The sequence below is a fragment of the Dongia sp. genome (assembly GCF_041909655.1).
In the GTDB taxonomy this organism is placed as follows: domain Bacteria; phylum Pseudomonadota; class Alphaproteobacteria; order Dongiales; family Dongiaceae; genus Dongia.
The window spans coordinates 20,052-41,163 of the sequence record NZ_JAYRDA010000009.1; the positions used below are offsets into that span (position 1 = coordinate 20,052).

Sequence of the window (21,112 nt, forward strand, 5' to 3'; positions counted from 1 at the left end):
GGTAGGAGTTTCCGTTAGCCGCTGCCAAACGCCGAGCTCTTCCTGAAAATGAAGCGGAGCGATTGGATCATGCGTCCAAAGATCGGGGCTGGAGGAAAGACGCGCGTTGTTGGTTGCGGGATATTGGCGGCCATGTTGTTGACCATTCCAGTGCTCGGCGTCTCGCCGAACAGCGCCTATGCGCAAAGCGCGGAGCAGAGCGCGGCCTTCGACATCCCCGCCGGCCCGCTCGCAAATGCGCTCATGGCGTTCGGCCAGCAATCCGGACTGCAGGTGACTTACCTCCCGGAACTGGCGGCCGGCAAGGACTCGCCCGGCGCGCTGGGGACGCTTGTCCCGAGCGAGGCGCTCGAACAGATATTGTCCGGGTCCGGACTGACCTACAGCTTCACCAATGCGCGCACAGTGGCGATCATCGCAGTGATCGATGACAGTGCCGGCATGGCCGAGGATATGCTGATCCTCGACCCGATCGATGTCACCGGCACGGTTCAGCCGCAGGACAAGCCATATGAAACGCCCGGATCCGGCAGCTATATCTCGCGCGAGCAGATCGATCGTTTTCGCGGCGGGACCGCCGGCGACATCTTCAAGAACACCACCGGCGTGATCGCCGCGTCGAATCACAATGGCGCCGCACTCGACGTCAACATCCGCGGCATGCAGGGCCAGAACCGGGTCAAGGTGGCGATCGACGGCACGCAGCAGACCTCCACCACTTGGCGCGGCTATATCGGGGTCGACGAGCGAACCTATATCGATCCGGATCTGATCGGCGGCGTCGATATTGCCAAGGGTCCGACCGGCGGTGCCGAAGGGGCCGGCGCAACGGGCGGCGTTGTTTCCATCCGCACCTTGAACGCCAAGGATATCGTCAAGGAAGGCGAGGAATTCGGGGTCCGGCTGCGCGTCGGCGCCAGCGACAACGCCATCTCGCCGCAGACACCGCCGGCCTATGTGCAGCGCACCGCGGAGGAATCGCCGGATTTCTTTGATTTCGAGAATTATTCCGGCAGCGCCGCCATCGCGACGTCGCTGGAGAATTTCGACTTTCTCGCGGCCGTGGCAAAGCGCAAGACCGGCAATTATTTCGCCGGTTCGGAAGGCGACGACGATTTCGAATTCATGAACCGGATTTACCCGCTATCCTTCACGCTGCGCGATGAGGAAGTTTTCAACTCTTCCGATGAATCGCTCTCGCTCCTGACGCGGGGCACGATCCGTTTCTTCGACGATCACAGCCTTGAACTCAGTTTCATGCGCTACGATAGCGAGTTCGGCGAATCGATGGGCTCACTCCTGTTCCAGCAGGATAACGGTTTCCGCCAGGTCAATCTGTCCGAGGTGACGGCGGACACGTACACGGCGCGGTATCGCTGGGCACCGGACGAGGATCTGCTCGATCTGCGTTTCAATATCTGGGCCAGCGATGTTGCCCAGACCACGCGCGCTGTGGCCTCGGCACCGGATTTCTCGCAATTCGGCTTCATTCCCGCGGACGAGCCGCGCTTTACTGAAACCTGGACCTATGGCGGCGACATCAACAACACCAGCCTCGTCCTTACGGACTTTGGTGACTTCACCTTCAATTACGGCCTCTCCTATCAATTGGAGGACATGAACGGCGAGGAATATTGCAGCCGGACCTATACGCGTAACTCATGCGTGATTCTGAAACCCAGCATCGGCACGCGCGAATTGGGCAGCGCGTTTTCATCCGCCGAATGGGTCGTGATCGATTGGCTGAAGTTTGACGGTGCGCTGCGATACGATGCCTACAAGCTGGAAGACAAAGCGCCGGTAACGACGACGGGTGTCCGCAAGATCGATGGCAGCCGAGTGAGTCCCACGGCGAGCGTCACGCTGACGCCCGTCGAGGGTTTGCAGTTCTTCGCCCTCTATGCCGAGGGCATGCGCCCACCGACGAAGCGCGAGACCATGGGGAGCGACGCCAACAGCATTCCCAATCCCTATCTCGATGCCGAGATCACCCGCAATTGGGAAATTGGCGCCAATCTCAGCCAGGATGATTTGCTGTTCGACGATGACAAGTTGCGCCTCAAGGCCTCTTATTTCCGCAACAATCATTACAACTACATCTCCCGCGTGGCTTCGAATGCCGGACCGGGGCAACCCGTCTTCACCTTCGGCAATCTGGACCGATTGACGCTTTCCGGGATCGAGATTTCCGGCGGCTATGATCTGGGGCCGATCTTCACGGAAGGGTCGCTCACCTATTACACGGATTACGCCTTCTGCCCGACATCCTCGACCTGCGGCGATGCCGCGGTGATGTACGATTACGCCACCAATCACGTGCCGCCGGATTTAGCCTGGAGCGTCACGGCAGGCGCGCGGCTCTTCGATGGCGACGTGACCTTCGGCGCCCGCATGACCTATGCCGGCGAACGCATCGCGCCGCTCACCACGGCCGACCGGTCGCGCACCGCCGTCTGGCTGCCTTATACCATCGTCGATGCCTTCGCCTCGTTTCAGGTGCTTGACACAGTCTCGCTGGATTTGAATGCCGAGAACATCTTCGACGTCTATTACGTCGACGCGCTGAACGGCTGGATGCCGTCGCCCGGCCGTACCATCCGGGCCAGCCTGACGGCGAGCTTCTGATGATGGGAGACAGCCGTCGCAATCTCTCTCGCTGCCCCGAGCGATGTTGCCGCTGACGGGTCGTGACAGGCGTGCTGTCGAGGCAGCTTCATGGGGCGCCGCTGGTTTCCTGGTGCTTGGCCTGCATGTCGGTGCCGGCATGTGGCTGTTGACGGAAAAGCCGGCGGCGGAGATCGTGATGCCGCCGCCCGTCGCGATCATGGTCGAGTTCGCGCCTGAAGCGATCGCCGAGGTCACGGAGACGCAGGACATCGCCGCCGATGCGCTGGCATCCGCCGAGAGCCAAAGCCGCGAGGCCGAGCCGGTGGAGGAGGTGGTCGAAGAGACAACGCCACCACCCGAAGAAGCCGTGGCGGAGCCGGAGCAGGCGGCAGCCCCGCTTAAGGAAACACCGCTGCCGATCCGCGAAGATGCCGAGGCTCAGCTTCCTGCCGCTCGGCCCGAGCCGATTGCCGACAAGAAGACGGCCAAAATCCAACCTCAAGCAGCGATGCCTGCGCGGAAACCTGTCGAGCCCGATAAGCCAGAGCCCGAGGAGCCGGCAGAGATCCAGCCGCCGCCATCTCCCGCCTCGGCAAGTGCGGTTCAGGCGAAGGCCAAGGTGCTTGAGGCCGATCGCACCGCCGCGCCACTCAGTAATGCCGGCATCGTTTCGGCCGAAGCGGTGGCGACATGGCAGTCGCAGCTTCAAGCCCATCTCGAGCGCCACAAGCGGAATGTGAAGGGGGCGGGACGCGGCATCGCCAGCGTCAGTTTCAGCCTGGACGGAAATGGCAACGTGCTCACCGCGCGCCTGGCGAAGTCATCCGGAATCGACTCGCTGGACGAGGAGGCGGTCGCCATGGTGGAGCGGGCCTCACCCGTCCCGCCGCCGCCCCCGGGAATGAAGCGCAACATCACGGTGCCGGTTCGCTTTACCAAAAAGCGTTGACCTGCCCGGGTTGAGCCAATTTCGATCCAGAATGCCCGAACGCGACGCGCAACGTCGGCGGCTAATCGTTTAACTGTTTGATTTTACGTAGGAAATGGTGCCGTCGAGAGGAATCGAACCTCCGACCCCGTCCTTACCAAGTATGGGCGGGGCTTGGATCAACTGGCCTTTTCGGTTTTCCCCACGAACTTCCCCACATTTCCCAGTGCCAGGCGCTGCCCTTTGACGTCGGTCGACTGGTAGCGCATCGAGGATTTCGGATCCTTGTGATCGAGGATGTCCATGATGCTGCGCAGGCCCGCCCCGCTGGCGTTCAACCACTTGCCCAGAGAGTGCCGCGCCATGTGAGGGGTGAACCTGATGCCGGTGGCCTTCAGGACGGGCGCCAGGGCGCGGTAGAAGGCCCAGCGGTTCCGCCACGGGAAAACATAGCCGACCGTCTTTCCCAGGCTGTCAGGCGCCGCCGGCATCGCGGCGAGGGCCGCGCGTACATCTTCCTGCAGAGCCTTCACGACTGTCTCGTCGGATTTCTCAATGTCGACCTCGATCGTGCCGCGGGTGAGATCGAGACGCGGCCATTGGATGGCGATCGCGTCCGAGATCCGCATGCCTTGGCCAAACAGGAAGGTGAGGGCGGCCGTCATTTCAGGCTCGCCCATATCCTGGGCCGCTGCGATGAGGGCCTGCGCTGAATCCATGTCGACGGCCCTGGTGACGGCGCGCGGTTCCTTGAAGCGCGCCAGGCGCTGATAGGCGCACCAGCCTTGGTCGGCCGCGTAATGCAGAATGGCGCTGGCCGGGGTGATGCCGAGCCGGTTGCGCGACGATGCCTTGTGGTTGGGGTAGAGCTTGATCGAGGCCGCCACCAGATCCGCATGCTTGATATCGGCCAGCCGGCGGTCACCGAGTTCGGCAACTAGGTGGTTGATTTCCTTGATGGCTCGGTCGACCTGTTTCAGCTTCTCGCGCGCGGCCGGCTCGCCGTTGCGCAGGGCGGCACGTTCCTGGTCTGACAAAGGCGGGTAGCGGAAGCCGGTATAGGCGACGGCCGCGTCGCGGAAGGTCTTCGGTCGCTCTATGTCCGGTTCGCCGGATTGCGCATCGGCAGCACTTGCGGTGAGTTCGGCAAGAGCCGCAATCGCATACCTTTCAGCAGATGCCTTGTCCGCTGTCCGGCAGGAGAATTCGACGAGCTTGCCGCCGACCCGGCCTCGGGCGATGTAGTAGGTGTTGCCTTTGCGCCGGCCGGGCGGGATGAGTTTGAGCATGTGAGCGCCTTCAGCAGGGCCTTATAGGCATCCTCGTCGAGCCGGGTGCCCCGGCCCTTGCCAATGGTGGCGATTTCCGGGTGGGCGCGCAAGGCCCGCCAGATCGTGTCCTGGCTGTACTGGGTGGCTTCGCGCACCTGGGCGAGGGTGTAGAGGCGGGGAAGGCTGGGCGCGGCCGGGGAGTTCATGCTGCCGGTACCTCGAAGAATCCCAGGGCGCCCCTGCAGGGGCGGAAGGGCAGGGGCGTAGGGTTGGCCAGCACGAGCCCAAGCGGCCCGAAGAACCATGGAGAATCGTGGTCGTCGACGATGCTGACCAGATCTACCTCGCCGATGATCCCACCCCGTGGGAGATCCTCGTATGCTGGTACCGGGAGGCCGCGCGGCAACAGCGCCGGCACCAAGTCAGTGTCAGACCCACCGGCGAAGCATAGGAATGAAACGTATTCTTTCCGGGGCATGATGCTCGACGCGTGGAGAGCGACGCGGGTGCCGCCCGGCCGCTTCACCATTTCCCGCGCTTCCCTCAAGGCCGGATAATGGGGGCCCCAGTCACGATTCTCGATCGTCTTCCCGGCATGCATGATGGCCCAGGCCCACGGCTGACGGACGGAAAGGGCTTTCACAGCAGCTTCTCCTGCGGCGGGTGATTGGCGATGATCCAGGCGCGGACTTCCTCGGCGGCCTGGACGTAGTCGGCGCTGGGGGTTTTGGTGATTTCCTGTCCCGGTCGATAAGTCGCCCAGATGCGGTCTCGGAGCGGCTTGGGCAGGGCGTACCAGTGCGCCTTGCAGCCCCAGAGCTTCGGCGGTACCGTCTTGCCGCAGCTCGGCCAATGGCAGGTGTGGCGGCTCAAGCGCGACCCGCCTTTTCATGCTCCGGCGCTTCCCGTGTCTCGAAGCTATCGATCGGCGCTCCAAGGGCAGCCTCGGCGGCGCGGAAAAACAGGTCGCGGACAGTGGCGAGGTAAACGTCTTTGGCGTCTTTTTCCGCCACCAGCGTCATGCGGACCGTCGCCAACAGTGTTGCACCTTCCATGGTTTCGGGCGGCGCCATGTAGGCATTCCACCATTCGCCCTCGACGCGCATGGCAAGGCGGAAGGGATTGACGGTATTGGTCATGGCAGCAGCTCCGCTTCAGCAACATCAATCCAAACCGGCGGGTGGCCAGTGCCGTAGACAACAAGGCGCACGGCATGACCGGCGTTCAATTGGGCCAATTCATCCTCGGTCGGCTTCCAGACGGAGATCATCGCCGGGCCGTCCTGCAGTTGCTGGCGCATGATCGGCAGCGCGCCACACCGGATATCGGGGTTGGATTCGTTGTGGCCGAGCGGCGGCTGCAGCAAGCAGTTCTGGCCGACAAATTCGCGCGGGGTCATGCGGCGGTCTTTCGGGTGAGGGCCTGCGGGCGGCGATCGCCGGGCATGTCGTCATGGGTGCGGCCATCGAGCAGGCGGCCGGCAGCTTTCTTGCCGACACGATAGACCAGATTGGTGGCGTGTTCGGTAAAGCTATGGGCGTCGAGCCGACTTGCGTGATCAGCGCACACGACATAGCGGCGCATCCAATCCTTGACGTTGCCGTGTCGGTCTGTGACAGGGCCGTCCTGAATTGCACCGAAGGTATCGCCAGGCGCCCATTCGCCCCACTGCTTGAACAGGAACGGCACGCCAGCAGCGAGGCACTGATCGCGCAGGGATCGAAACCAATCCGGATGCGACGGCCGCGCGTTTGGCCCGCTCTCGCCGCCGCAGACGATCCAATCAAGTTTCGGTGTTGATGCCTGACCCGTGCGGGCAACGGCCACTTTCCCATGGGATCCCGGATATTCGATCCGGTGAAAGCCGTCGAGGGCGTTCAAGCTGAATCGGTCGACGGAAGCAAAGCCCGGCATCATGCGATCGAAATCCGAGGCCGGACGGGTGATGTCGGTAAAGTTGACCGGCCCGAGGGCTGGCTCATACGAAACCCAGCGCAGGGCGGCGGGCGTATCCAGCAAGATTGGAACGCGCGCATCGGCCGTCGCCTGATCCTCGACGCTGACACCAAGCCAGAGATTGTCTATATGCCAACCGATACCGGCGCCAGCACTGTAGAAGAAACCCGATCCGGGGCTCACCATGTCGGCGTCAACCATGCGTTTGATTTGCAGGCTAATGCGATCTTCGCTGTGGTGCCTACCGAGGGATCGGCAATAATCGCGCATCCGCTCCGGCCGCTTGGTTAGGATCTGGAAGGTATGCTGCGGGCAGAGCGCCATGACGGCGAACACCTGATCGAGATGGTCATCGGTCACGGTTTCGTGGAACAGGTCCGACATCGAGTTCACGAAGATGAATTGCGGCGTCTTCCACTTGAATGGCTTCAGAAGAAGGGGATCGACGAAAAGGGTCTGTCCGGTCCAGTTCGCGATAACCTTGCCGTCGCTGCCCCTGCGGCGGGTGGCCAGGCCCTCATAGGGTTGGCCCGGCCCGTTGAAGCGCGCGGCGATGCCCTGGGCATAGCAGTTGCGGCAGCCCTCAGAGACGCGGCTGCATCCGCGAATGACATTCCATGTACGGTCGGTCCATTCGATGTCGGTGGCGTCGGTCACGACCGCACCTCCGGCTGATCGCAGCCAGGCCCGACGGCGCCAGGGTCGTTCGGGTCGACGAAGTCCGACCATTTGACGAACCGCTCGTCGCCGTCCTTTTGCTGGCACCAGAAACCCCAAATTCTGATCTTCGGGCCGGTGATGAAGAGGGTCCACGCGGGCAGGCTTTCGAAGATCGGCATGCCGTCGGTGAAGCCAACCACGGCGTGGTCGTAATGCTTTTCGAGCTCCAGGCGGTGCCGTGCCCAAGGCGAGCGCAGGACGACGCTGCCGGGGCGGCGCCAGTGGCGACCCCGCGGCGTCTCCTCCCAATAGCCGCCGGCCATAACGATCGAGAGATTGAACCACGGGTGATCATGGAGCGCGCGATCATCATCGTCGCGCAGCACGCAATGCAGATAGATGTTGAACAGGCGGTTGCGCGGGATCACCCACCAGCGCTGGATATAGGGCCGATCCTTGCCGCCAATGATGAAATCGGGCGCGCGGGTGGCGGCGACATGCTCGGTCACGAAACTGAACAACCATCCGCGCCAGCGCGGCTTGAGCCAGAACAGCCAGGCCATGACGGCGAGGGCGAAGAAAGCGATGAGCAGGTGCAAGCCGTTCGGTGTCATGTTCATTCCCGTCCTTCCGGTTCTCGACCCTTTCGCCCCACCCAGCGGCAGCTTCACGCCGCAGCTGGGTGGGAGGGTCCGCACCAACGGCCGGTGCGGTGGCCCTGGCGCAGCCGCGAGCGCCAGTCCGCCGGCTTCCAGGCTCCGGCACGATCAATCCTCTGAGACCGTGCCATCAACGCCCGGAGCCGCTCGGGGATCTGCTACTTGTCGGTACCGCGATAGAGCGGCAGGCCGGTTTCGGCAGCGGCCTTCTCAGCCGCCTCGGTAAAGGCGTGTTCCAGTCCCTGCTCGACGCGGTACATCTGGTAGAACCACTTCACCTTGGCATCGACACGGCGGTAGCGGAGCCGCACGGCAATGACATAGCGGGCGCCGTTGTCGTAGACCGGGATGGCGATCAGGAAGAGATTCGGCACGTGAAGCGGCGCGCCGCTGCCGTCCTGGTGCTGGCTCTCGAAGGTGAGATTGGTTTCGCCAGTCGACAGGTTCTCCTGGTTCTTGAAGCGGAGATCCTCGCGAATGGTGAGGCCACGTGAGAGCGTCACCAGTTCGGACGGTGTGGCAAAGCGACCGTTGAGCGTTTTCGCCAGATAGGCCAGATCCTCCTGCGGCGTGCGAATGCCGAAATCACCGCCGGCACTGGCATCGGTGATGACGCCCATCAGATTTTCATGGGGTACGATCACATCGGCGATGCGATCCTCGATGAAGGCGGCGAAGGTCAACTGGTCCAGCACCTTGCCATCCATCTCGCGCCAGGCCAGCCATTCCTTGGAGTGGGGCAGGCCGTAGCTGATCCGGTGGGCGCCGAAGCGGGCATCGGCATTGTCTTCGCCTTCCGGGTGGAAATCGATTACCGCCTGAATTTTCGCATTGTCGCGATCGGCGAAGATGACCGAGTTCGGCGCCTTGAAACGATTGGCGAGTGCGATGAAGGCCGCGAGGGTGTGGGCGACATGAGTGCCGCTGCGGCGCTTGGGCTTCTCGCGGTTCTTCTCGAACAGCGGCTCGAGGTCGAGCATCTTCAACCCTTCTGGCGCCAGCAAGGCAGTCGCCTTGTCGGCGGTATGATGGCCGCTGATCTGCATAATCTGCGGCATCTGCAGCCGGTCGTGGCGGGCGAGGATGGTGGCGAGGTCGCCGATCTGGCCAACATTCGCCGGGCTATTGGTCTTGTCGTTCATGTTACGAATCCTTTCGGCAGATTGCGGGATGAAACGATCAGGCGTGCCGGATCTCGGAGTTGCCAGGGACCAGGCGCGGCTCGCCGAACATTTCGACCTGGTTGGGGTTCTGGGGGGTGAGATAGTTGTCGGGCGTCGCCCAGGCATGGGTGATGCCGCGGCGTTTCTTCGGCGCCTTCACTTTCACATCGCCGGCCAGTTCATAGATGCCATTGTCGAGCTTGAAGCCGAGGGTGATGGTGATCGAGCCCTTGGCCTTGCCGCCGTTCTCGCCGGCGGCATTCTCGATATCGCCGACGAGATCGCGCAAGGCGGCCGACAATTCATTGCTGAATTCACCACGCTGCAGCGAGTCCAGATGCTGGTTCATGGTCATCGATTTGCGGATGTTGGGCTCGGTCATCGGATCAATCCTTCGGTTGGTACTGGGACGGGGTGAGGTCGGTAAGCGGCACCGAGTGATTGATGCCGTTGGCGGTGTAGTCGGCATGGAGGACGGCACCGGCACCGGTCCCGATGCGCACCCACCGGATATCGCGGATGCGGATGACGATGCCGGATGGCAGGCAAGCGAAGCTGCCGGGCAACAGGCGGGTGCGGGGGTGACGAGGCGCCGCGTCGTCGGTGAGTCCGAAGCCGAGCGACCGGCGCAGACGCGCATCATCCAAATGGGTAACTGGCCGGATGTCGTTCGCCGGAAGGCGATGTTGGCAAAGTTTCGTCGTGATCATGCGACCCTCCAGACGCGCACGAAATCGTCCATGCTTTGGGTGACGAACTGGCCGGGTAGATAGCGACCGCGACTGGCGATATCCGAGGCAAGGCGAGGCACGGTCGCGATGCGTGGGAAATCCGCCAAGGGCGCATCGAAATGCCCACCGGGTTTCGCCGCGCGCATGGTGGCGATGAGCTTCAGCATTTCAGGCTGGGCCGATTGACCGCGTGCTGGCAGCTTGCGTCCCTTGGGCGGAGGCAGGCTATATGAAATCGGGTAGAGATCGCTCATGACGTCTCACCGGAGAAATGGGATTGGCCGTCGCGCGCATCAGCGGCGGCGAGGCGTCGTGCAATGTTGCCATCGTTGGCGAGAGCGGCGCCCACGATCGCGATGGCCAGCAACAAGGCGAATGCGCGGATCATGCGTCCACCGATGCGCGGCGCAATGCCGTGCGGCCGATATGCAGCTTGCGGGTCAGCTGGTCACATTTTGCGGCGTCGAGCAGCAGCCTGGTCGGCGCACCGAAGATGCGCGTGATCTCGACCTCCAGATAGTCGCGGCCGCTGACGTTCACTGTCTTCACGGTGAAGCCAGTGATGTTGGCGAGAGCGGCCACGCGCGGATCGAAGGCCTGCGCGATGCGCGCGGCGTGGTCCTCGACCGCATAACCGGCGCGGTCCAGCACCTGGCCGGCGCGCTCGATATTGGTGATGGCGGTGGGAAGGTCGATCATGCGCGGCCTGCCCCTTCGCCGATCGCTGCGAATTCACCGTGCATGCCGGCAATGCTTTTATGGACCTCCGCCAGAAAGGAGTCGGCCTCCATGCCGTCGCCGAGGGCAGCCACGGTGGCGCAGGTGCCGCTCATCACGATGGCGCCGATCACGGCCGGATGTTTCGTGGCGAGGCGCTCGCTAACAAAGCGCTCAATCGCGGCGGAAAGTATCTGGCTGAGGTCGACGGCGAGATCGCCCTCGGCCATTGCGAATTCCCGTCCCTCGGCGATCGCCTGCGGGGTCAGCTGCTCGGGGGTCACGCTGTTGACCAGATCGACAATGCGCATGTTGGCCTCCTTACGCCGCGATGTCGCGGCAAAGGCGGCGGGCGCGGGCTCGGGCGCGGTCACCGAACTCGGCAATGTCCTGGTCGGTGAAGCCTTCGCGCTTGAGATCCTCGGTCGTGCAATTGTCGTTGGCGTTGCGCCGATCGACCATAATCTTGGCCATGTCGCTGATCTTCATCTGCACGCCGGCAGCGCCGCGGGGATACTTGGCCTGGACTTGGTCCACGCGCGCGGCGACATCGGCGGCGATTTCGTCCTGGCTGCGCTTGATCTGGCCTTGGCCACCGAAATTCATCCGCGCCATCACGCTTTTCCTTTCTGTCCAAAAGTGAGGCGGGCAGCGACGTCCCAAATTCACCGCTGCCCGCCCCAGTTCTCCCTTGGGGGCCCGCCAGGGGTTGGCGGGTGGACAGATATTTCCAAAATGGAAAGTTTCGGTCAAGAAGAAAATTTCTAATATGGAAATCTAAGGGGTGAACGGTTGCGGAACCGTTGCGGGGGGTTGATCTGCATGGCTAAATCCAACCGGGAGTAGGGAGGAGCAGATGCGTTCTTTAGTAGTGGCGGCTTTTTTGGTTGGGGCTGTGACGCCTGCATCTGCGGAGTCACCCATTGAACAGTTCTGCAACAACGTCCTGATCAACTACGTGACATGCTCTTTGGAGCAGCAGATCATCAATCTTGGTGGTGTTCCGCCCGCACCGAAATCAGGAAAGAGTTGCCTTCCAAATTACGAGGGCAACGTAAGGCCAAGTTATGATGCCGTGATCAATTCGGTGAAAGGGAAGCCGGAATCCACGGCTATGACAAAAGACGTCTACGCCTTGTTTCTGACGTCGACCCGAAATCTGATGCCGAAATCCGACGAGCGCAAAATCGTTTACGAAGCGCGTGTAAACAAGGCCCGCGACGATATCGCTCTGGCCTGCGAACGATTGAAGTTGGAGTAGCGGATGAGGGGAGCCAGCATCCTGATTTGGTCGGTCGTGCTGGCAGCATGCACCACGGTGGTTCCGACGCCGGTCTATCAGCCTGGCACGACGCAAGAACTGACCGGCGCGATCGTGGTCGAGCCGTTTACTTACTCGCCGCGCGAGGATGTCGCGCAGGATGAGATCTATTACACCATGGCCGGCACATGGAAGTTGCAGCAGCCGGTCGGCGCCTATGTCACCCAGGCCGTTCGGCATGAGTTGCGGCAGGCTGGCATTTCTCTCGCCGAGGGCAAGTGCCGCATTGGCGGCGATGTGAAGTCGATACGGCTTGAAATCGGCAGCGCTGCCTATGCGGCCGAGATCGCCTATTCGGTGTCTTCGCCAGGAGGCAGATTCGAGAGGTTGGTTGCGAGCCGCGTCGGCAACATCCGCCTTTATGACACCGGCGACGCCGCCGCATTCCTCAACCAGACGATCTCGCAAAACATCGACGAGTTGCTGCGGGATGAATCCTTTCGCGCGACATTGCGTGATGAATGCGCGGCTTAACCTTCCTGCCGATAGAAACCGATGACCAGCGCCGTTATGCGGATGCCGTCAGCATGCTCTTCGTGATCGCCGTTCCAATCGGCAGGATTGGGCATGCGCCATGCCGTGCTGAATTCGGGATCGGATGATTTAGGCACCAGCCAGTAGCTGCCATCCGCGTTGATCTGGATTTCCTTTAGAGTCGCCTCGATCTGGCCGATTTCGTTGGTCCGCTGCACCACCACCCGCATGCCGGTTCGTGGCATCCAATCTTCGCCAAGTTCGATCGTCGGCACCACGATGACATATGAGCCATCGGAATAGAGCAGGTTCATCGACGGGCCACGCACCTTGAGCGCCGCCCGATTCATGCGGCGATAGCGCGGGTCGACCGGCACATAGATGTCGAACTGCTCGGCGGGTTCATACTCCAGCGCATCCTTGAACACGCCTGCCTCGACCTCGCCGATGACGCGGGTCGGGCCAATCGGCATCTCCGACTCGGTCACGTTCAACGGCAGCGTTTTGGGATCCGCGATCAGCCCCAGAATTGTTGCGACGGGCATTTCAAGGTAACGCGCGACCTCAGGCACCTCGTCGGCGTGGATGCGCCGCAGGCCGCTGATCATCTTGTTGACCTCAGCCGGCGTCAGCCCGAGGGCTTTCGCCATCTCGATCTGCTTTCGGCCCAGCTTTTTTAGCCGGTCTTTAATCCATTGATTTCTCATATGGAAATTATCGCGCCGCCCCTGAGTCGCGGCTATTTCCGTTGTGGAAATATTCCGCTTGACTGAAATTTCCATTTTGGAAATTATTGGGGCATGGCAAACATCGCTCAACATGTCATCTCCAAATGCGGCGGTGCCCACTTTGTGGCAAACCTGCTCGGCCTCAAACCCCTGGAGGTCTATCGCTGGACCTATCCGCGTGAACGCGGCGGCCGCGACGGCTTCGTGCCGGCGCGCTATCAGGTGCGCCTGCTGACCCTGGCGCGGGGCAGGGGCATTGACCTCCGCACCGACGATTTCTTCGGCCTCGATGGATTGCCGCCGCTGATGCCGGCGGCCAACGACAATCCGCCATCCCCGGCGATGTCGAAACTAACGCGGCATCGTCGCGCCTCAAATTCCAATCAACATTCTGAAAAAGAAGGGGGTGCCGCATGACCAAGCGGCGCGATCCGGCCACATTCGATGCGGCTGCGCTTGAGGCGATGCACCTGCTGGGCGTCGATGAATGCGCGCGCATCATCGACCGTGGCCCCGGTGCAGTCCGGAAGTATGCCGATCCCGAAGCCGACGGCAGGCCGATCATCCACCATGCGCTGCGGCTCGATATCGCCTGTTTCAAGGCGATCGGGGCGACGCCGTTCCTGGCCGCGTACAAGCATCTGCTGCGCCTCGGCACACGCGATCTGCCGCCAATGGGTGCCGGCGATCCGGTGATGGAAACCCTCGATGTGGCGGAGGCTGTCGGCACGCTCTCGGCCGCCGTGAAGGCAGCCGCCTGCCACAGGGGCGAGGCGGGCGCCGATTTGAGCCCGGCCGAGCGGCTCGATCTGCTGCGCCAGATTGCGATTGCGCGGCGCGAGATCGACCAACTGGAAGCGGCGGTGCGGGGTGACCAGTCATGAAACATGCCGACGCCGCTGTTTCCCGTGAAACTGTTGCAAGTGGAACATCAGCGGTCGTGGCCGCCGATGCCGCCCCGTCGCCAGACGAAATCGAACGGGCACTGATTGAGCAGGCGATGCCACTGCCGGTACCCGGGCCCCGCAGTCGCCTGACCTGGTGGAACGAGACGCGTCTGAGGCGCCTGCGAGACCTGGTGTTGGACGGTTGGAGCGACGAGCGGATCGCCCGAGATTTACAGACCGCCGATTGGCCGCTGACCGGCAACACCATTCGCTCGCGCCTCTCGCGCCTCGGCTGGGTGGTGCGACGGCCAAGAAAAGCGAAAGCCAAGACAACCGAACGCCACCGGACGCGGCAGTAACGCAGCGGTGGAACAGGGTGGCGGTCAGTAGGGGCGGATCAGTCTGCCGCGCCGACCGCCGCCGCCCGACACAATGAGCAGGGAGGTCGCCATGGGAGTTCACTACGCCGATCGTTTTGACTGGTCTGACAGCGCCATCGAGGCGTTGAAACGGGAATGGGCGAAGGGAACGCCGGTCAACCGCATCATGGCCATCCTCGGCGCGCCGACCCGCAATGTCGTGATTGGGAAGGCACACCGCCTGGGCCTCGACAAGCGTAAATCGCCGATCGCAAAGGCAGGTGATGGGGATGCGGCGACCGGGGTCAATATCTCGACCGAGCGGTACCGGGCCTTCTGGGCCGAGCACGACCATATCTTGATTGCAGGCTATTCAGACGCCAGCACCATGTTTGTGCCCGACATTGCCCGGCAGATTGGCGTCTCGCGCCAGACGGTCACCGAACGGGCGAGGGTATTGGGGCTCACCCATCCCTGGCGCTTCGGCCGCGGTACCGAGCGTGGTTGGGGCGGTTCGCCACAAAAGCGGGTGAGGTCGACCGATAGCGGTCCGCGTGCCTTGCCAAACCTTGCAGAGCGCCAGGCCGCTCGCGCGGTGCCGGTGGCACCCGAAAGCCGCAACCTCGCGTTGGCCGACCTCGACATCGGTTTTTGCAAGTTCCCAACCAGCCCGCATGACGCGCCGCACGGGCAGCACCGGTTCTGCGGGGCGAAGATCGCGACCGAGATCGATGCCGGGCTGGCTGGGGGGCTGGGGCTTCCTTATTGCGCGTTCCACCAGCGGGTGGCTGTGCGCCAAGGCTACACCATCGGCGTGCCGGACAAGAGGGCGGCCTAGATGCTGCAACCTGACGAGCTGGTGGTCGACAATTTCGCGGGCGGTGGCGGTGCCTCGTATGGCATCGGCGAGGCGATCGGGCGCGACCCTGATATCGCGCTCAATCACGATGCCGACGCCTGTGCCATGTATTCGGTTAATCACCCCAGCACGCGCGTGTATTGTCAGTCAGTTTGGAAGGCTGACCCCCGCGACGTGGTGGCGGATGCTAACGGCAAGGCGCGGCCTGTAGGGCTCGCCTGGTTTTCGCCGGACTGTAAACATTTCAGCAAGGCCAAGGGCGGCAAGCCGGTCGAGAAGCATATCCGCGATCTCGCCTGGGTGGTGGTGCATTGGGCGAAGCTGGTGAAGCCCCGTGTCATCATGCTGGAAAACGTCGAGGAATTCCGTGACTGGGGTCCGCTTATTACTGTCGCCGACGGCAAGTTGATGCCGTGCCCGGAGCGTAAAGGGTTTACCTTCCGTCGATGGGTGAAGGAACTGCGCAAGCTCGGCTATGTGGTCGAATGGGATGACCTCCGAGCCTGCGATTACGGCGCCCCCACCATCCGCAAGCGGCTCTTCCTGGTGGCGCGCTGCGACGGCAAACCGATCGAGTGGCCCGCAGCGACACATGGCCCCAAGGGGTCTGGTTTGCGCCCCTATCGCACGGCAGCGGAGTGCATCGATTGGTCGATCCCGTGTCCCTCGATTTTCGGCCGGAAAAAGCCGCTGGCTGAAAACACACTGAAGCGCATCGCGCGCGGTATCAAGCGGTACGTGCTCGACGCTGCCGAACCTTTCATCGTGCCGGTGACGCATCATGGCGATGAGCGATGCCATTCGGCGAACGAACCGCTGCGCACCATCACCACGGCGAAGCGGGGCGAGATGGCGCTGGTGACACCGACGCTCATTCAGACCGGCTATGGCGAGCGGGAAGGGCAGGCGCCCCGCGCACTCGATATCGAGAAGCCGCTCGGCACCATCGTTGCCGGCGGGGTCAAGCATGCCCTCGTTGTGCCAACCCTCGTCGGCTGTGGCGGTCGCGCAGCGCAGTCGCGCCCGCGCTCGGGTGATGAGCCGTTGCACACGATCACGTCCAAGGCGGACACCTGCATCGTGGCAACGCATATCACCAAGTTCCGCAGTGGCGCCGTCGGCCACGGCATGGACGAGCCCATGCACACGGTGACCGCAAATAGCTACATCAAACGGCCGGGCGGTGCGGCGCCGATCGGCCTCGTCTCTGCCTTCCTGGCTCAGCACAACGCCGGGCCACGGAACGACAACCTGTCCGGGCGGCCGGTCGACAAGCCCGTGTCGACCATCACTCAGACGGGGGCGCAGCAGGGCCTGGTGACGGCCATCCTCAGCCACCAATATTCTAGCAACCTCGCGGGTGGCGAGGGAGATCTGCGGAAACCCATGAAGACCATCACTGCGGGCGGGCAGCATCACGCCCTGGTGCAGGCCTTCCTCATCAAGTATTTTAGCTCGGCCGTCGGCCAGGACATAAAAGAGCCGATGCACACGACCACGGCGAAGGCTCGCTTTGGGCTGGTCGTTATTCAAGGCGAAGAATACGAGATCGTCGATATCGGCATGCGCATGCTGCAGCCGCGCGAACTCTTCCGCGCGCAGTCGTTTCCAGATTGTTACATCATCGATCACGGCCCGGATGGCAAGGCTATCACCAAGACGGCGCAGATCGGCCGCTGCGGCAACAGCGTGCCACCGGTTATGTCGACGGCCCTGGTCTGCGCCAATTTCCATCTCCCGCTGCCGGCGAGGATTGCGGCATGACCGTGCAAATCCTCCTCGGCGACGTACGGGCGCGGCTGAAGGAACTGCCTTCGGAGAGCGTGCATTGCGTTGTGACCTCGCCGCCCTATTGGGGGCTGCGCGATTATGGCGTGGTGGGGCAGCTCGGCCTCGAGGCGACTCTGGGCGAGCATCTGCGCATCATGGTCGAGGATGTGTTTGCTGAGGTGTGGCGGGTGCTTCGCAAGGATGGCACCTGCTGGGTCAATTACGGCGATTGCTATGCGACGGCGCCCAATGGCCGCTCGGCGGCCGATACCAAGGCGGCGGCGAATGATGACCGCACGTTCCGCGACAAGCCTTTCTCGACCGTGGGACCGGTCTATGTCGCCGGTTATGAAAAGACCCAGCGGGTCGGTGTCTCGGCCAATGGCGGGAATGTTGCTGGCGCACATGGCGGGCGCGTCGTCGCTGCCGGCGTGCTGAAGCCCAAGGACCTCTGCATGATGCCGAACCGCTTCGCCATCGCGATGCAGGATTGGGGCTGGTGGGTGCGCAGCGAGATCATCTGGCACAAGCCGAACCCGATGCCCGAGAGCATCAAGGACCGGCCGGGCACGGCGCATGAAAAGGTGTTCCTGTTCTCGAAAAGCGAGCGCTACTGGTATGACGCCGAAGCGGTGCGTACTGATGCATCGGAATCATCAATCGGCCGCTGGCAGCAGGATATCGAAGCGCAACAGGGTAGCTTGCGCGCGCATGGTGGCGAGCGCAGCGATCGCCCCATGAAGGCCGTGCGCGGTCGTGACACTTTCGGCCGCCATACTTTGGACGACAAGGTGCCGAAGAGCGAACGCCGTGATGCGAGGGGTGCGTATGAGCCTTCGTCTGGTTTGCTGCCGCCTCACAAGGGACTGGCTGCTGCGAGGGAAGTTTCGCGTGAGAAAAAGCGCGCGCTGACGCCGCGCCATGAAGGGCATGTCAATCATACCCAGCTGGATGCGACCCCGCGCGGCTCGGCCAATCTGCGCAACGTGTGGTCCATCCCCGTCGCTGGATTCAAGGAAGCGCATTTCGCGACCTTCCCGCCGGCACTGCCTGAAATCTGCATCAAAGCCGGATGCCCGGAGGGGGGGGTAGTGCTCGATCCTTTCGGCGGCGCCGGCACGACAGGACTTGTGGCCGATCGGTTGAAGCGCGACGCCATCCTGATAGAACTCAACCCGGCCTATGCCGAGATCGCTCGCAAGCGCATTCACGGCGACGCGCCGCTCTTTTCTGCAGTCGATTATCAGGTGGGAGCGGTTCGATGACCTTAAATCTTTATCAGCCCTCTCCCCGTTATCCACAGGCTGTGATCGCGGGACGTGGTGATATGTGGATAGGCACCGTTGCAGTCGAGTCGCATGGAGGTGCCCTATGAGTAACCCGCTCGCGGCCAAGGCGCTGATGGCGCTGGGTGCCGGTTGCAGTCACGGACTGACGCGCCGGGCCTATGAGATGTGGCAGCGCCAGCTGCGCGACCCGCGCCTGACGCGACTGGTCACCGGGGCCTATTTCGGCATCGATGAGATGGGCGATATTCCCAGTCTCGAGAAGGGTGGCCCGCTTACCGCCTGGCCTGGCTGGCAGGCCTTTCCCGGCGTGGCGCGCGCGCGTTTCGACGGCAAGGGCGGCTGGGATGAGCATCCGCTCGGGGAAATCGGCTATGGCCGCCTAGTGGTGACGCTGCCGGTCGGTGTCTGGGAACCGGTCTGGCAATACCACACGCCGGACGTCCCTGGCGTCTATCGTCTGGGTGAGCAGTACCCGGTCGATCAGCACCGAGCGCCGGCCAATGAGTCGCCGCCCGTCCGCCTGACCGGGTGGCGCTTCCTGGTGACGGACATCATCGCCTGCGATCCCGTGCAGCCATCCCTCTATGGCCGCCTGACGCGGCATGCCGACCTTCTCGGCGAAGATCTGCTCAACGAACTTCATGCCGGCGATGGCTTGCAGCCGGATCTCCGGCAGCTGCGCCTGCATCGCTATCCGCTGGATTGGTGGCGCGCCGGCAATGGCTGGGCCGTGGTCGGCACCTCGTGCTGCATTCTGGAGCCGCGCGCCTGGCGGGAAGAGCGCGTGCTTGAGCGGCCTTGGATCTGCGACGATGAACTGCATGCGGCCGATGTCGCCGCGCGCCAAAGTCGCGCGCGCGCGGCGCTCACGGCAAACCTGATTCCCCAGGTGGGCGCGCTGGCATTTGTGGCACAGGGGTTCAAGGGCGGCGGCATGGGCAATGCGGGGCGAGGTGCCTGACGCATGACCGAGATCGTCATTCCGTTCTCGCCGAAAGGCGGCAAGCAGAAAAAAAACGACCCCGCCGCGGGCGATACTCAGGGCGGGATGGGCGGCTTCGACGGCGGTCCGCCAGAGGGGCAGCCGCCGGAGGGTGGCAAGTTCGATTGGGCCTGCGCGTTTCATCCGCGCAATGACCTTGGCAATGCGCGGCGCCTGCAGGCGCGCTTTGGCGAGGATCTGCGCTACGGCGCCAATATCGGTTGGCTGGGCTGGGATAAGCGCAGATGGTCGCAGGAATTGGGCGAGACCATGTCGATCCGCGCCGCACACAACGTGGCTGAAGCCATCCGCGATGAGGCGAAGGCGTTGCGCAACGGCATTCCGCCACGCTGGTTCACGCCGCCGGCCTGGGCCGAGTTTGTCGAGAAACACCAAAAGTTCGCCGTAACGGCCGGAAACCAGCGCCAGGCGGTGAACATGCTGGCGGCGTCGGAACCCTATCTGCAGGTGCATGCGCGCGACCTCGATGCTAACCAGCGGCTGTTCAATTGCCGCAACGGGACGCTGCGCCTGGGTGATGTCATCAAGGATGAATTCGGCGAGCAGATAGTGGATGTCGAATTCCGGAAGCATGACCGCGCCGATTTGATCACGCGCATGGCCGAGGTCGATTATGACCCGGAGGCCGAGTGTCCGGTGTTTCAGGCTTTCCTTCAGGACATCCTGCCCGATGCCGGCACCCAGGTTTTCGTGCAGAAGGCTCTTGGCTACGCGCTTTCCGGCGATGTGACCGAGCAGGTGATGTTCATCTTCTATGGTACCGGCGCCAACGGTAAATCGACCCTCACTGACATCATCGCTCATGTGATGGGGGATTATTCGGTCGCCACCTCCATCCAGACCTTCATGTTCGATCCGCGGCGATCGGGTGGGCAGGCGACGCCGGATCTGGCGCGGCTGCCGGGCAGGCGCCTGGTGCTGGCCAATGAGCCCGAGCAGGGCATGCGGTTCTCGGAATCCATCGTCAAGCTGATCACGGGCGGCGACGTGATGACGGCCCGCAACCTCAATGAGGGGTTCTTCGAGTTCAAGCCGGTCTTCAAGTTGTTCCTGTCGGCAAATCTCAAGCCGGTGATCCGGGGGCAGGACGAAGGTATTTGGCGGCGCATGCGGCTGGTACCATTCGAGCAGTTCATTCCTCCGTCGCGGCGCGACCGCCGGCTGCCGCAGAAGCTGCTGGCCGAGGCGAGCGGCATCCTCAACTGGCTGATCGATGGCTATCGGCTGTGGCGCGAGCAGGGCTTGGTGCCGCCAGAGACTGTCGCCAAGGCGACCGAGGAATATCGCGCCGAGAGCGACCCCGTGGGTGAGTTCATGGGCGTCGCCACAAGGCGCGTGCCGGCATCGGAATGCCCCGGCGGCATTGCCGGTACCGGGCCGCAGGTCAACGCCAGCAAGCTCTATGCCCTTTATTGCAAATGGGCCGGCGCCAACGGCATGAGGCCTTTCAGCGGCACGGCTTTCGGGCGGCGCCTCTCTGACCTCGGTTATCACAAGGACAAATGGGGCGGCTTTGTCGTCTATCTCGACCTCGCCATCACCCAGGAAGAGTTTGGAGGGTTGGAGGGTTCGGCGCCGTCAGGTGGCGACCCACGGCCAGAACCGCCAAGCCCGGAGGTGGTGCTGTGACCGCTCTCGCCCGGCGATCTGCGTTGTGCGGCGCGCAAACCCTCCAACTGTCCGCAACCCTCCAGCGGAAAAGCGTAGCGATATCAAAGCGCCTGGAGGGT

At 62.9% G+C, this 21,112-nt stretch carries 28 protein-coding genes; 12 read left to right on the forward strand and 16 right to left on the reverse strand.

The features are described from left to right. Positions 1–132: 132 nt before the first annotated feature. Both ACE3PR_RS17075 and ACE3PR_RS17080 read left to right on the forward strand, forming a co-directional pair. Positions 133–2,625: a TonB-dependent receptor domain-containing protein gene (locus ACE3PR_RS17075; protein ID WP_374374408.1), complete on the forward strand. Its 2,493-nt coding sequence runs from the start codon at positions 133–135 to the stop codon at positions 2,623–2,625. Between the two features lie 43 nt (positions 2,626–2,668). Next, positions 2,669–3,556, forward strand: a complete 888-nt coding sequence (locus ACE3PR_RS17080; RefSeq protein ID WP_374374411.1) for an energy transducer TonB — start codon at positions 2,669–2,671, stop codon at positions 3,554–3,556. Positions 3,557–3,714: 158 nt separating this feature from the next. Here ACE3PR_RS17080 and ACE3PR_RS17085 read toward each other — a convergent pair whose 3' ends face one another. The 15 genes from ACE3PR_RS17085 to ACE3PR_RS17155 all read right to left on the reverse strand — a co-directional run bounded on the left by ACE3PR_RS17085 (position 3,715) and on the right by ACE3PR_RS17155 (position 11,307). Further along, positions 3,715–4,824 (reverse strand): tyrosine-type recombinase/integrase, encoded by a 1,110-nt coding sequence (locus tag ACE3PR_RS17085; protein ID WP_374374413.1) that lies wholly within the window; start codon positions 4,822–4,824, stop codon positions 3,715–3,717. 184 nt (positions 4,825–5,008) lie between these two features. After that, complete coding sequence (locus tag ACE3PR_RS17090) at positions 5,009–5,449, reverse strand: ASCH domain-containing protein (protein ID WP_374374415.1); 441 nt, start codon at positions 5,447–5,449, stop codon at positions 5,009–5,011. Beyond that, complete coding sequence (locus tag ACE3PR_RS17095; RefSeq protein WP_374374417.1) at positions 5,446–5,679, reverse strand: hypothetical protein; 234 nt, start codon at positions 5,677–5,679, stop codon at positions 5,446–5,448. The genes ACE3PR_RS17090 and ACE3PR_RS17095 overlap by 4 nt, the downstream gene beginning before the upstream one ends. Beyond that, positions 5,676–5,945, reverse strand: coding sequence for a hypothetical protein (locus ACE3PR_RS17100; protein WP_374374420.1), 270 nt, complete (start codon positions 5,943–5,945; stop codon positions 5,676–5,678). Before ACE3PR_RS17100 ends, ACE3PR_RS17095 begins: the two co-directional genes overlap by 4 nt. Beyond that, entirely contained in the window at positions 5,942–6,205 is a 264-nt protein-coding gene (locus ACE3PR_RS17105; protein WP_374374422.1) for a hypothetical protein, read from the reverse strand. Before ACE3PR_RS17105 ends, ACE3PR_RS17100 begins: the two co-directional genes overlap by 4 nt. Next, positions 6,202–7,419 carry a phage Gp37/Gp68 family protein gene (locus tag ACE3PR_RS17110; RefSeq protein WP_374374424.1) on the reverse strand — a complete coding sequence of 406 codons (1,218 nt, stop codon included), beginning with the start codon at positions 7,417–7,419 and terminating at the stop codon, positions 6,202–6,204. Before ACE3PR_RS17110 ends, ACE3PR_RS17105 begins: the two co-directional genes overlap by 4 nt. After that, the gene (locus ACE3PR_RS17115; RefSeq protein ID WP_374374426.1) at positions 7,416–8,042 is read right to left on the reverse strand and encodes a hypothetical protein; all 627 of its coding nucleotides are present in this window, start codon (positions 8,040–8,042) and stop codon (positions 7,416–7,418) included. The genes ACE3PR_RS17110 and ACE3PR_RS17115 overlap by 4 nt, the downstream gene beginning before the upstream one ends. 197 nt (positions 8,043–8,239) lie before the next feature. Next, positions 8,240–9,223, reverse strand: coding sequence for a DUF2303 family protein (locus tag ACE3PR_RS17120; RefSeq protein ID WP_374374428.1), 984 nt, complete (start codon positions 9,221–9,223; stop codon positions 8,240–8,242). A 37-nt stretch (positions 9,224–9,260) separates the two neighbouring features. Further along, positions 9,261–9,626 (reverse strand): hypothetical protein, encoded by a 366-nt coding sequence (locus ACE3PR_RS17125; protein WP_374374431.1) that lies wholly within the window; start codon positions 9,624–9,626, stop codon positions 9,261–9,263. A 4-nt stretch (positions 9,627–9,630) separates the two neighbouring features. Continuing rightward, positions 9,631–9,954, reverse strand: a complete 324-nt coding sequence (locus tag ACE3PR_RS17130; protein WP_374374433.1) for a hypothetical protein — start codon at positions 9,952–9,954, stop codon at positions 9,631–9,633. Next, positions 9,951–10,229 (reverse strand): hypothetical protein, encoded by a 279-nt coding sequence (locus tag ACE3PR_RS17135; RefSeq protein ID WP_374374435.1) that lies wholly within the window; start codon positions 10,227–10,229, stop codon positions 9,951–9,953. Before ACE3PR_RS17135 ends, ACE3PR_RS17130 begins: the two co-directional genes overlap by 4 nt. Then, positions 10,226–10,363 carry a hypothetical protein gene (locus tag ACE3PR_RS17140; RefSeq protein ID WP_374374437.1) on the reverse strand — a complete coding sequence of 46 codons (138 nt, stop codon included), beginning with the start codon at positions 10,361–10,363 and terminating at the stop codon, positions 10,226–10,228. The genes ACE3PR_RS17135 and ACE3PR_RS17140 overlap by 4 nt, the downstream gene beginning before the upstream one ends. Continuing rightward, a complete protein-coding gene (locus ACE3PR_RS17145; protein ID WP_374374439.1) occupies positions 10,360–10,674 on the reverse strand; it encodes a hypothetical protein in 315 nt (104 codons plus the stop codon). Before ACE3PR_RS17145 ends, ACE3PR_RS17140 begins: the two co-directional genes overlap by 4 nt. After that, complete coding sequence (locus ACE3PR_RS17150; protein ID WP_374374441.1) at positions 10,671–11,003, reverse strand: hypothetical protein; 333 nt, start codon at positions 11,001–11,003, stop codon at positions 10,671–10,673. Before ACE3PR_RS17150 ends, ACE3PR_RS17145 begins: the two co-directional genes overlap by 4 nt. 10 nt (positions 11,004–11,013) lie before the next feature. Next, on the reverse strand, positions 11,014–11,307 hold the full coding sequence (locus tag ACE3PR_RS17155; protein WP_374374443.1) for a hypothetical protein: 294 nt from the start codon (positions 11,305–11,307) through the stop codon (positions 11,014–11,016). A gap of 241 nt (positions 11,308–11,548) precedes the next feature. Here ACE3PR_RS17155 and ACE3PR_RS17160 point away from each other — a divergent pair, with 241 nt between their 5' ends. Together ACE3PR_RS17160 and ACE3PR_RS17165 are read left to right on the forward strand one after the other, a co-directional pair. Continuing rightward, complete coding sequence (locus tag ACE3PR_RS17160; protein ID WP_374374445.1) at positions 11,549–11,953, forward strand: hypothetical protein; 405 nt, start codon at positions 11,549–11,551, stop codon at positions 11,951–11,953. A gap of 3 nt (positions 11,954–11,956) precedes the next feature. Next, on the forward strand, positions 11,957–12,487 hold the full coding sequence (locus tag ACE3PR_RS17165) for a hypothetical protein (protein ID WP_374374448.1): 531 nt from the start codon (positions 11,957–11,959) through the stop codon (positions 12,485–12,487). On the opposite strand, the gene ACE3PR_RS17170 is transcribed toward ACE3PR_RS17165, so the two are convergent. Further along, on the reverse strand, positions 12,484–13,308 hold the full coding sequence (locus ACE3PR_RS17170; RefSeq protein WP_374374451.1) for a LexA family protein: 825 nt from the start codon (positions 13,306–13,308) through the stop codon (positions 12,484–12,486). The two genes, ACE3PR_RS17165 and ACE3PR_RS17170, sit on opposite strands and share 4 nt — an antisense overlap. Between ACE3PR_RS17170 and ACE3PR_RS17175 the strand changes: the two genes are divergently transcribed. The 8 genes from ACE3PR_RS17175 to ACE3PR_RS17210 all read left to right on the forward strand — a co-directional run bounded on the left by ACE3PR_RS17175 (position 13,288) and on the right by ACE3PR_RS17210 (position 21,011). After that, entirely contained in the window at positions 13,288–13,632 is a 345-nt protein-coding gene (locus ACE3PR_RS17175; protein WP_374374453.1) for a hypothetical protein, read from the forward strand. The two genes, ACE3PR_RS17170 and ACE3PR_RS17175, sit on opposite strands and share 21 nt — an antisense overlap. Continuing rightward, positions 13,629–14,099 carry a hypothetical protein gene (locus ACE3PR_RS17180; RefSeq protein WP_374374455.1) on the forward strand — a complete coding sequence of 157 codons (471 nt, stop codon included), beginning with the start codon at positions 13,629–13,631 and terminating at the stop codon, positions 14,097–14,099. The genes ACE3PR_RS17175 and ACE3PR_RS17180 overlap by 4 nt, the downstream gene beginning before the upstream one ends. Then, positions 14,096–14,461 carry a hypothetical protein gene (locus tag ACE3PR_RS17185; RefSeq protein ID WP_374374457.1) on the forward strand — a complete coding sequence of 122 codons (366 nt, stop codon included), beginning with the start codon at positions 14,096–14,098 and terminating at the stop codon, positions 14,459–14,461. The genes ACE3PR_RS17180 and ACE3PR_RS17185 overlap by 4 nt, the downstream gene beginning before the upstream one ends. Positions 14,462–14,534: 73 nt before the next feature. Then, positions 14,535–15,299 (forward strand): GcrA family cell cycle regulator, encoded by a 765-nt coding sequence (locus tag ACE3PR_RS17190; protein WP_374374459.1) that lies wholly within the window; start codon positions 14,535–14,537, stop codon positions 15,297–15,299. After that, positions 15,300–17,084, forward strand: coding sequence for a DNA cytosine methyltransferase (locus tag ACE3PR_RS17195; protein ID WP_374374461.1), 1,785 nt, complete (start codon positions 15,300–15,302; stop codon positions 17,082–17,084). After that, positions 17,081–18,355: a site-specific DNA-methyltransferase gene (locus tag ACE3PR_RS17200; protein WP_374374463.1), complete on the forward strand. Its 1,275-nt coding sequence runs from the start codon at positions 17,081–17,083 to the stop codon at positions 18,353–18,355. Before ACE3PR_RS17195 ends, ACE3PR_RS17200 begins: the two co-directional genes overlap by 4 nt. 106 nt (positions 18,356–18,461) lie before the next feature. Then, positions 18,462–19,340 (forward strand): hypothetical protein, encoded by an 879-nt coding sequence (locus tag ACE3PR_RS17205; protein WP_374374465.1) that lies wholly within the window; start codon positions 18,462–18,464, stop codon positions 19,338–19,340. A 3-nt stretch (positions 19,341–19,343) separates the two neighbouring features. Beyond that, on the forward strand, positions 19,344–21,011 hold the full coding sequence (locus tag ACE3PR_RS17210) for a phage/plasmid primase, P4 family (protein WP_374374467.1): 1,668 nt from the start codon (positions 19,344–19,346) through the stop codon (positions 21,009–21,011). The last annotated feature ends 101 nt before the right edge of the window (positions 21,012–21,112 follow it).

Bases quoted from the DNA above. Each gene is read 5' to 3' on its own strand.
- ACE3PR_RS17075 (WP_374374408.1), top strand. From the start codon at position 133: ATGTTGTTGACCATTCCAGTGCTCGGCGTCTCGCCGAACAGCGCCTAT.
- ACE3PR_RS17080 (WP_374374411.1), top strand. From the start codon at position 2,669: ATGTTGCCGCTGACGGGTCGTGACAGGCGTGCTGTCGAGGCAGCTTCA.
- ACE3PR_RS17085 (WP_374374413.1), bottom strand. From the start codon at position 4,824: ATGCTCAAACTCATCCCGCCCGGCCGGCGCAAAGGCAACACCTACTAC.
- ACE3PR_RS17100 (WP_374374420.1), bottom strand. From the start codon at position 5,945: ATGACCAATACCGTCAATCCCTTCCGCCTTGCCATGCGCGTCGAGGGC.
- ACE3PR_RS17105 (WP_374374422.1), bottom strand. From the start codon at position 6,205: ATGACCCCGCGCGAATTTGTCGGCCAGAACTGCTTGCTGCAGCCGCCG.
- ACE3PR_RS17115 (WP_374374426.1), bottom strand. From the start codon at position 8,042: ATGAACATGACACCGAACGGCTTGCACCTGCTCATCGCTTTCTTCGCC.
- ACE3PR_RS17120 (WP_374374428.1), bottom strand. From the start codon at position 9,223: ATGAACGACAAGACCAATAGCCCGGCGAATGTTGGCCAGATCGGCGAC.
- ACE3PR_RS17125 (WP_374374431.1), bottom strand. From the start codon at position 9,626: ATGACCGAGCCCAACATCCGCAAATCGATGACCATGAACCAGCATCTG.
- ACE3PR_RS17130 (WP_374374433.1), bottom strand. From the start codon at position 9,954: ATGATCACGACGAAACTTTGCCAACATCGCCTTCCGGCGAACGACATC.
- ACE3PR_RS17135 (WP_374374435.1), bottom strand. From the start codon at position 10,229: ATGAGCGATCTCTACCCGATTTCATATAGCCTGCCTCCGCCCAAGGGA.
- ACE3PR_RS17140 (WP_374374437.1), bottom strand. From the start codon at position 10,363: ATGATCCGCGCATTCGCCTTGTTGCTGGCCATCGCGATCGTGGGCGCC.
- ACE3PR_RS17145 (WP_374374439.1), bottom strand. From the start codon at position 10,674: ATGATCGACCTTCCCACCGCCATCACCAATATCGAGCGCGCCGGCCAG.
- ACE3PR_RS17150 (WP_374374441.1), bottom strand. From the start codon at position 11,003: ATGCGCATTGTCGATCTGGTCAACAGCGTGACCCCCGAGCAGCTGACC.
- ACE3PR_RS17155 (WP_374374443.1), bottom strand. From the start codon at position 11,307: ATGGCGCGGATGAATTTCGGTGGCCAAGGCCAGATCAAGCGCAGCCAG.
- ACE3PR_RS17160 (WP_374374445.1), top strand. From the start codon at position 11,549: ATGCGTTCTTTAGTAGTGGCGGCTTTTTTGGTTGGGGCTGTGACGCCT.
- ACE3PR_RS17165 (WP_374374448.1), top strand. From the start codon at position 11,957: ATGAGGGGAGCCAGCATCCTGATTTGGTCGGTCGTGCTGGCAGCATGC.
- ACE3PR_RS17175 (WP_374374453.1), top strand. From the start codon at position 13,288: ATGGCAAACATCGCTCAACATGTCATCTCCAAATGCGGCGGTGCCCAC.
- ACE3PR_RS17170 (WP_374374451.1), bottom strand. From the start codon at position 13,308: ATGTTGAGCGATGTTTGCCATGCCCCAATAATTTCCAAAATGGAAATT.
- ACE3PR_RS17180 (WP_374374455.1), top strand. From the start codon at position 13,629: ATGACCAAGCGGCGCGATCCGGCCACATTCGATGCGGCTGCGCTTGAG.
- ACE3PR_RS17185 (WP_374374457.1), top strand. From the start codon at position 14,096: ATGAAACATGCCGACGCCGCTGTTTCCCGTGAAACTGTTGCAAGTGGA.
- ACE3PR_RS17190 (WP_374374459.1), top strand. From the start codon at position 14,535: ATGAGCAGGGAGGTCGCCATGGGAGTTCACTACGCCGATCGTTTTGAC.
- ACE3PR_RS17195 (WP_374374461.1), top strand. From the start codon at position 15,300: ATGCTGCAACCTGACGAGCTGGTGGTCGACAATTTCGCGGGCGGTGGC.
- ACE3PR_RS17200 (WP_374374463.1), top strand. From the start codon at position 17,081: ATGACCGTGCAAATCCTCCTCGGCGACGTACGGGCGCGGCTGAAGGAA.
- ACE3PR_RS17205 (WP_374374465.1), top strand. From the start codon at position 18,462: ATGAGTAACCCGCTCGCGGCCAAGGCGCTGATGGCGCTGGGTGCCGGT.
- ACE3PR_RS17210 (WP_374374467.1), top strand. From the start codon at position 19,344: ATGACCGAGATCGTCATTCCGTTCTCGCCGAAAGGCGGCAAGCAGAAA.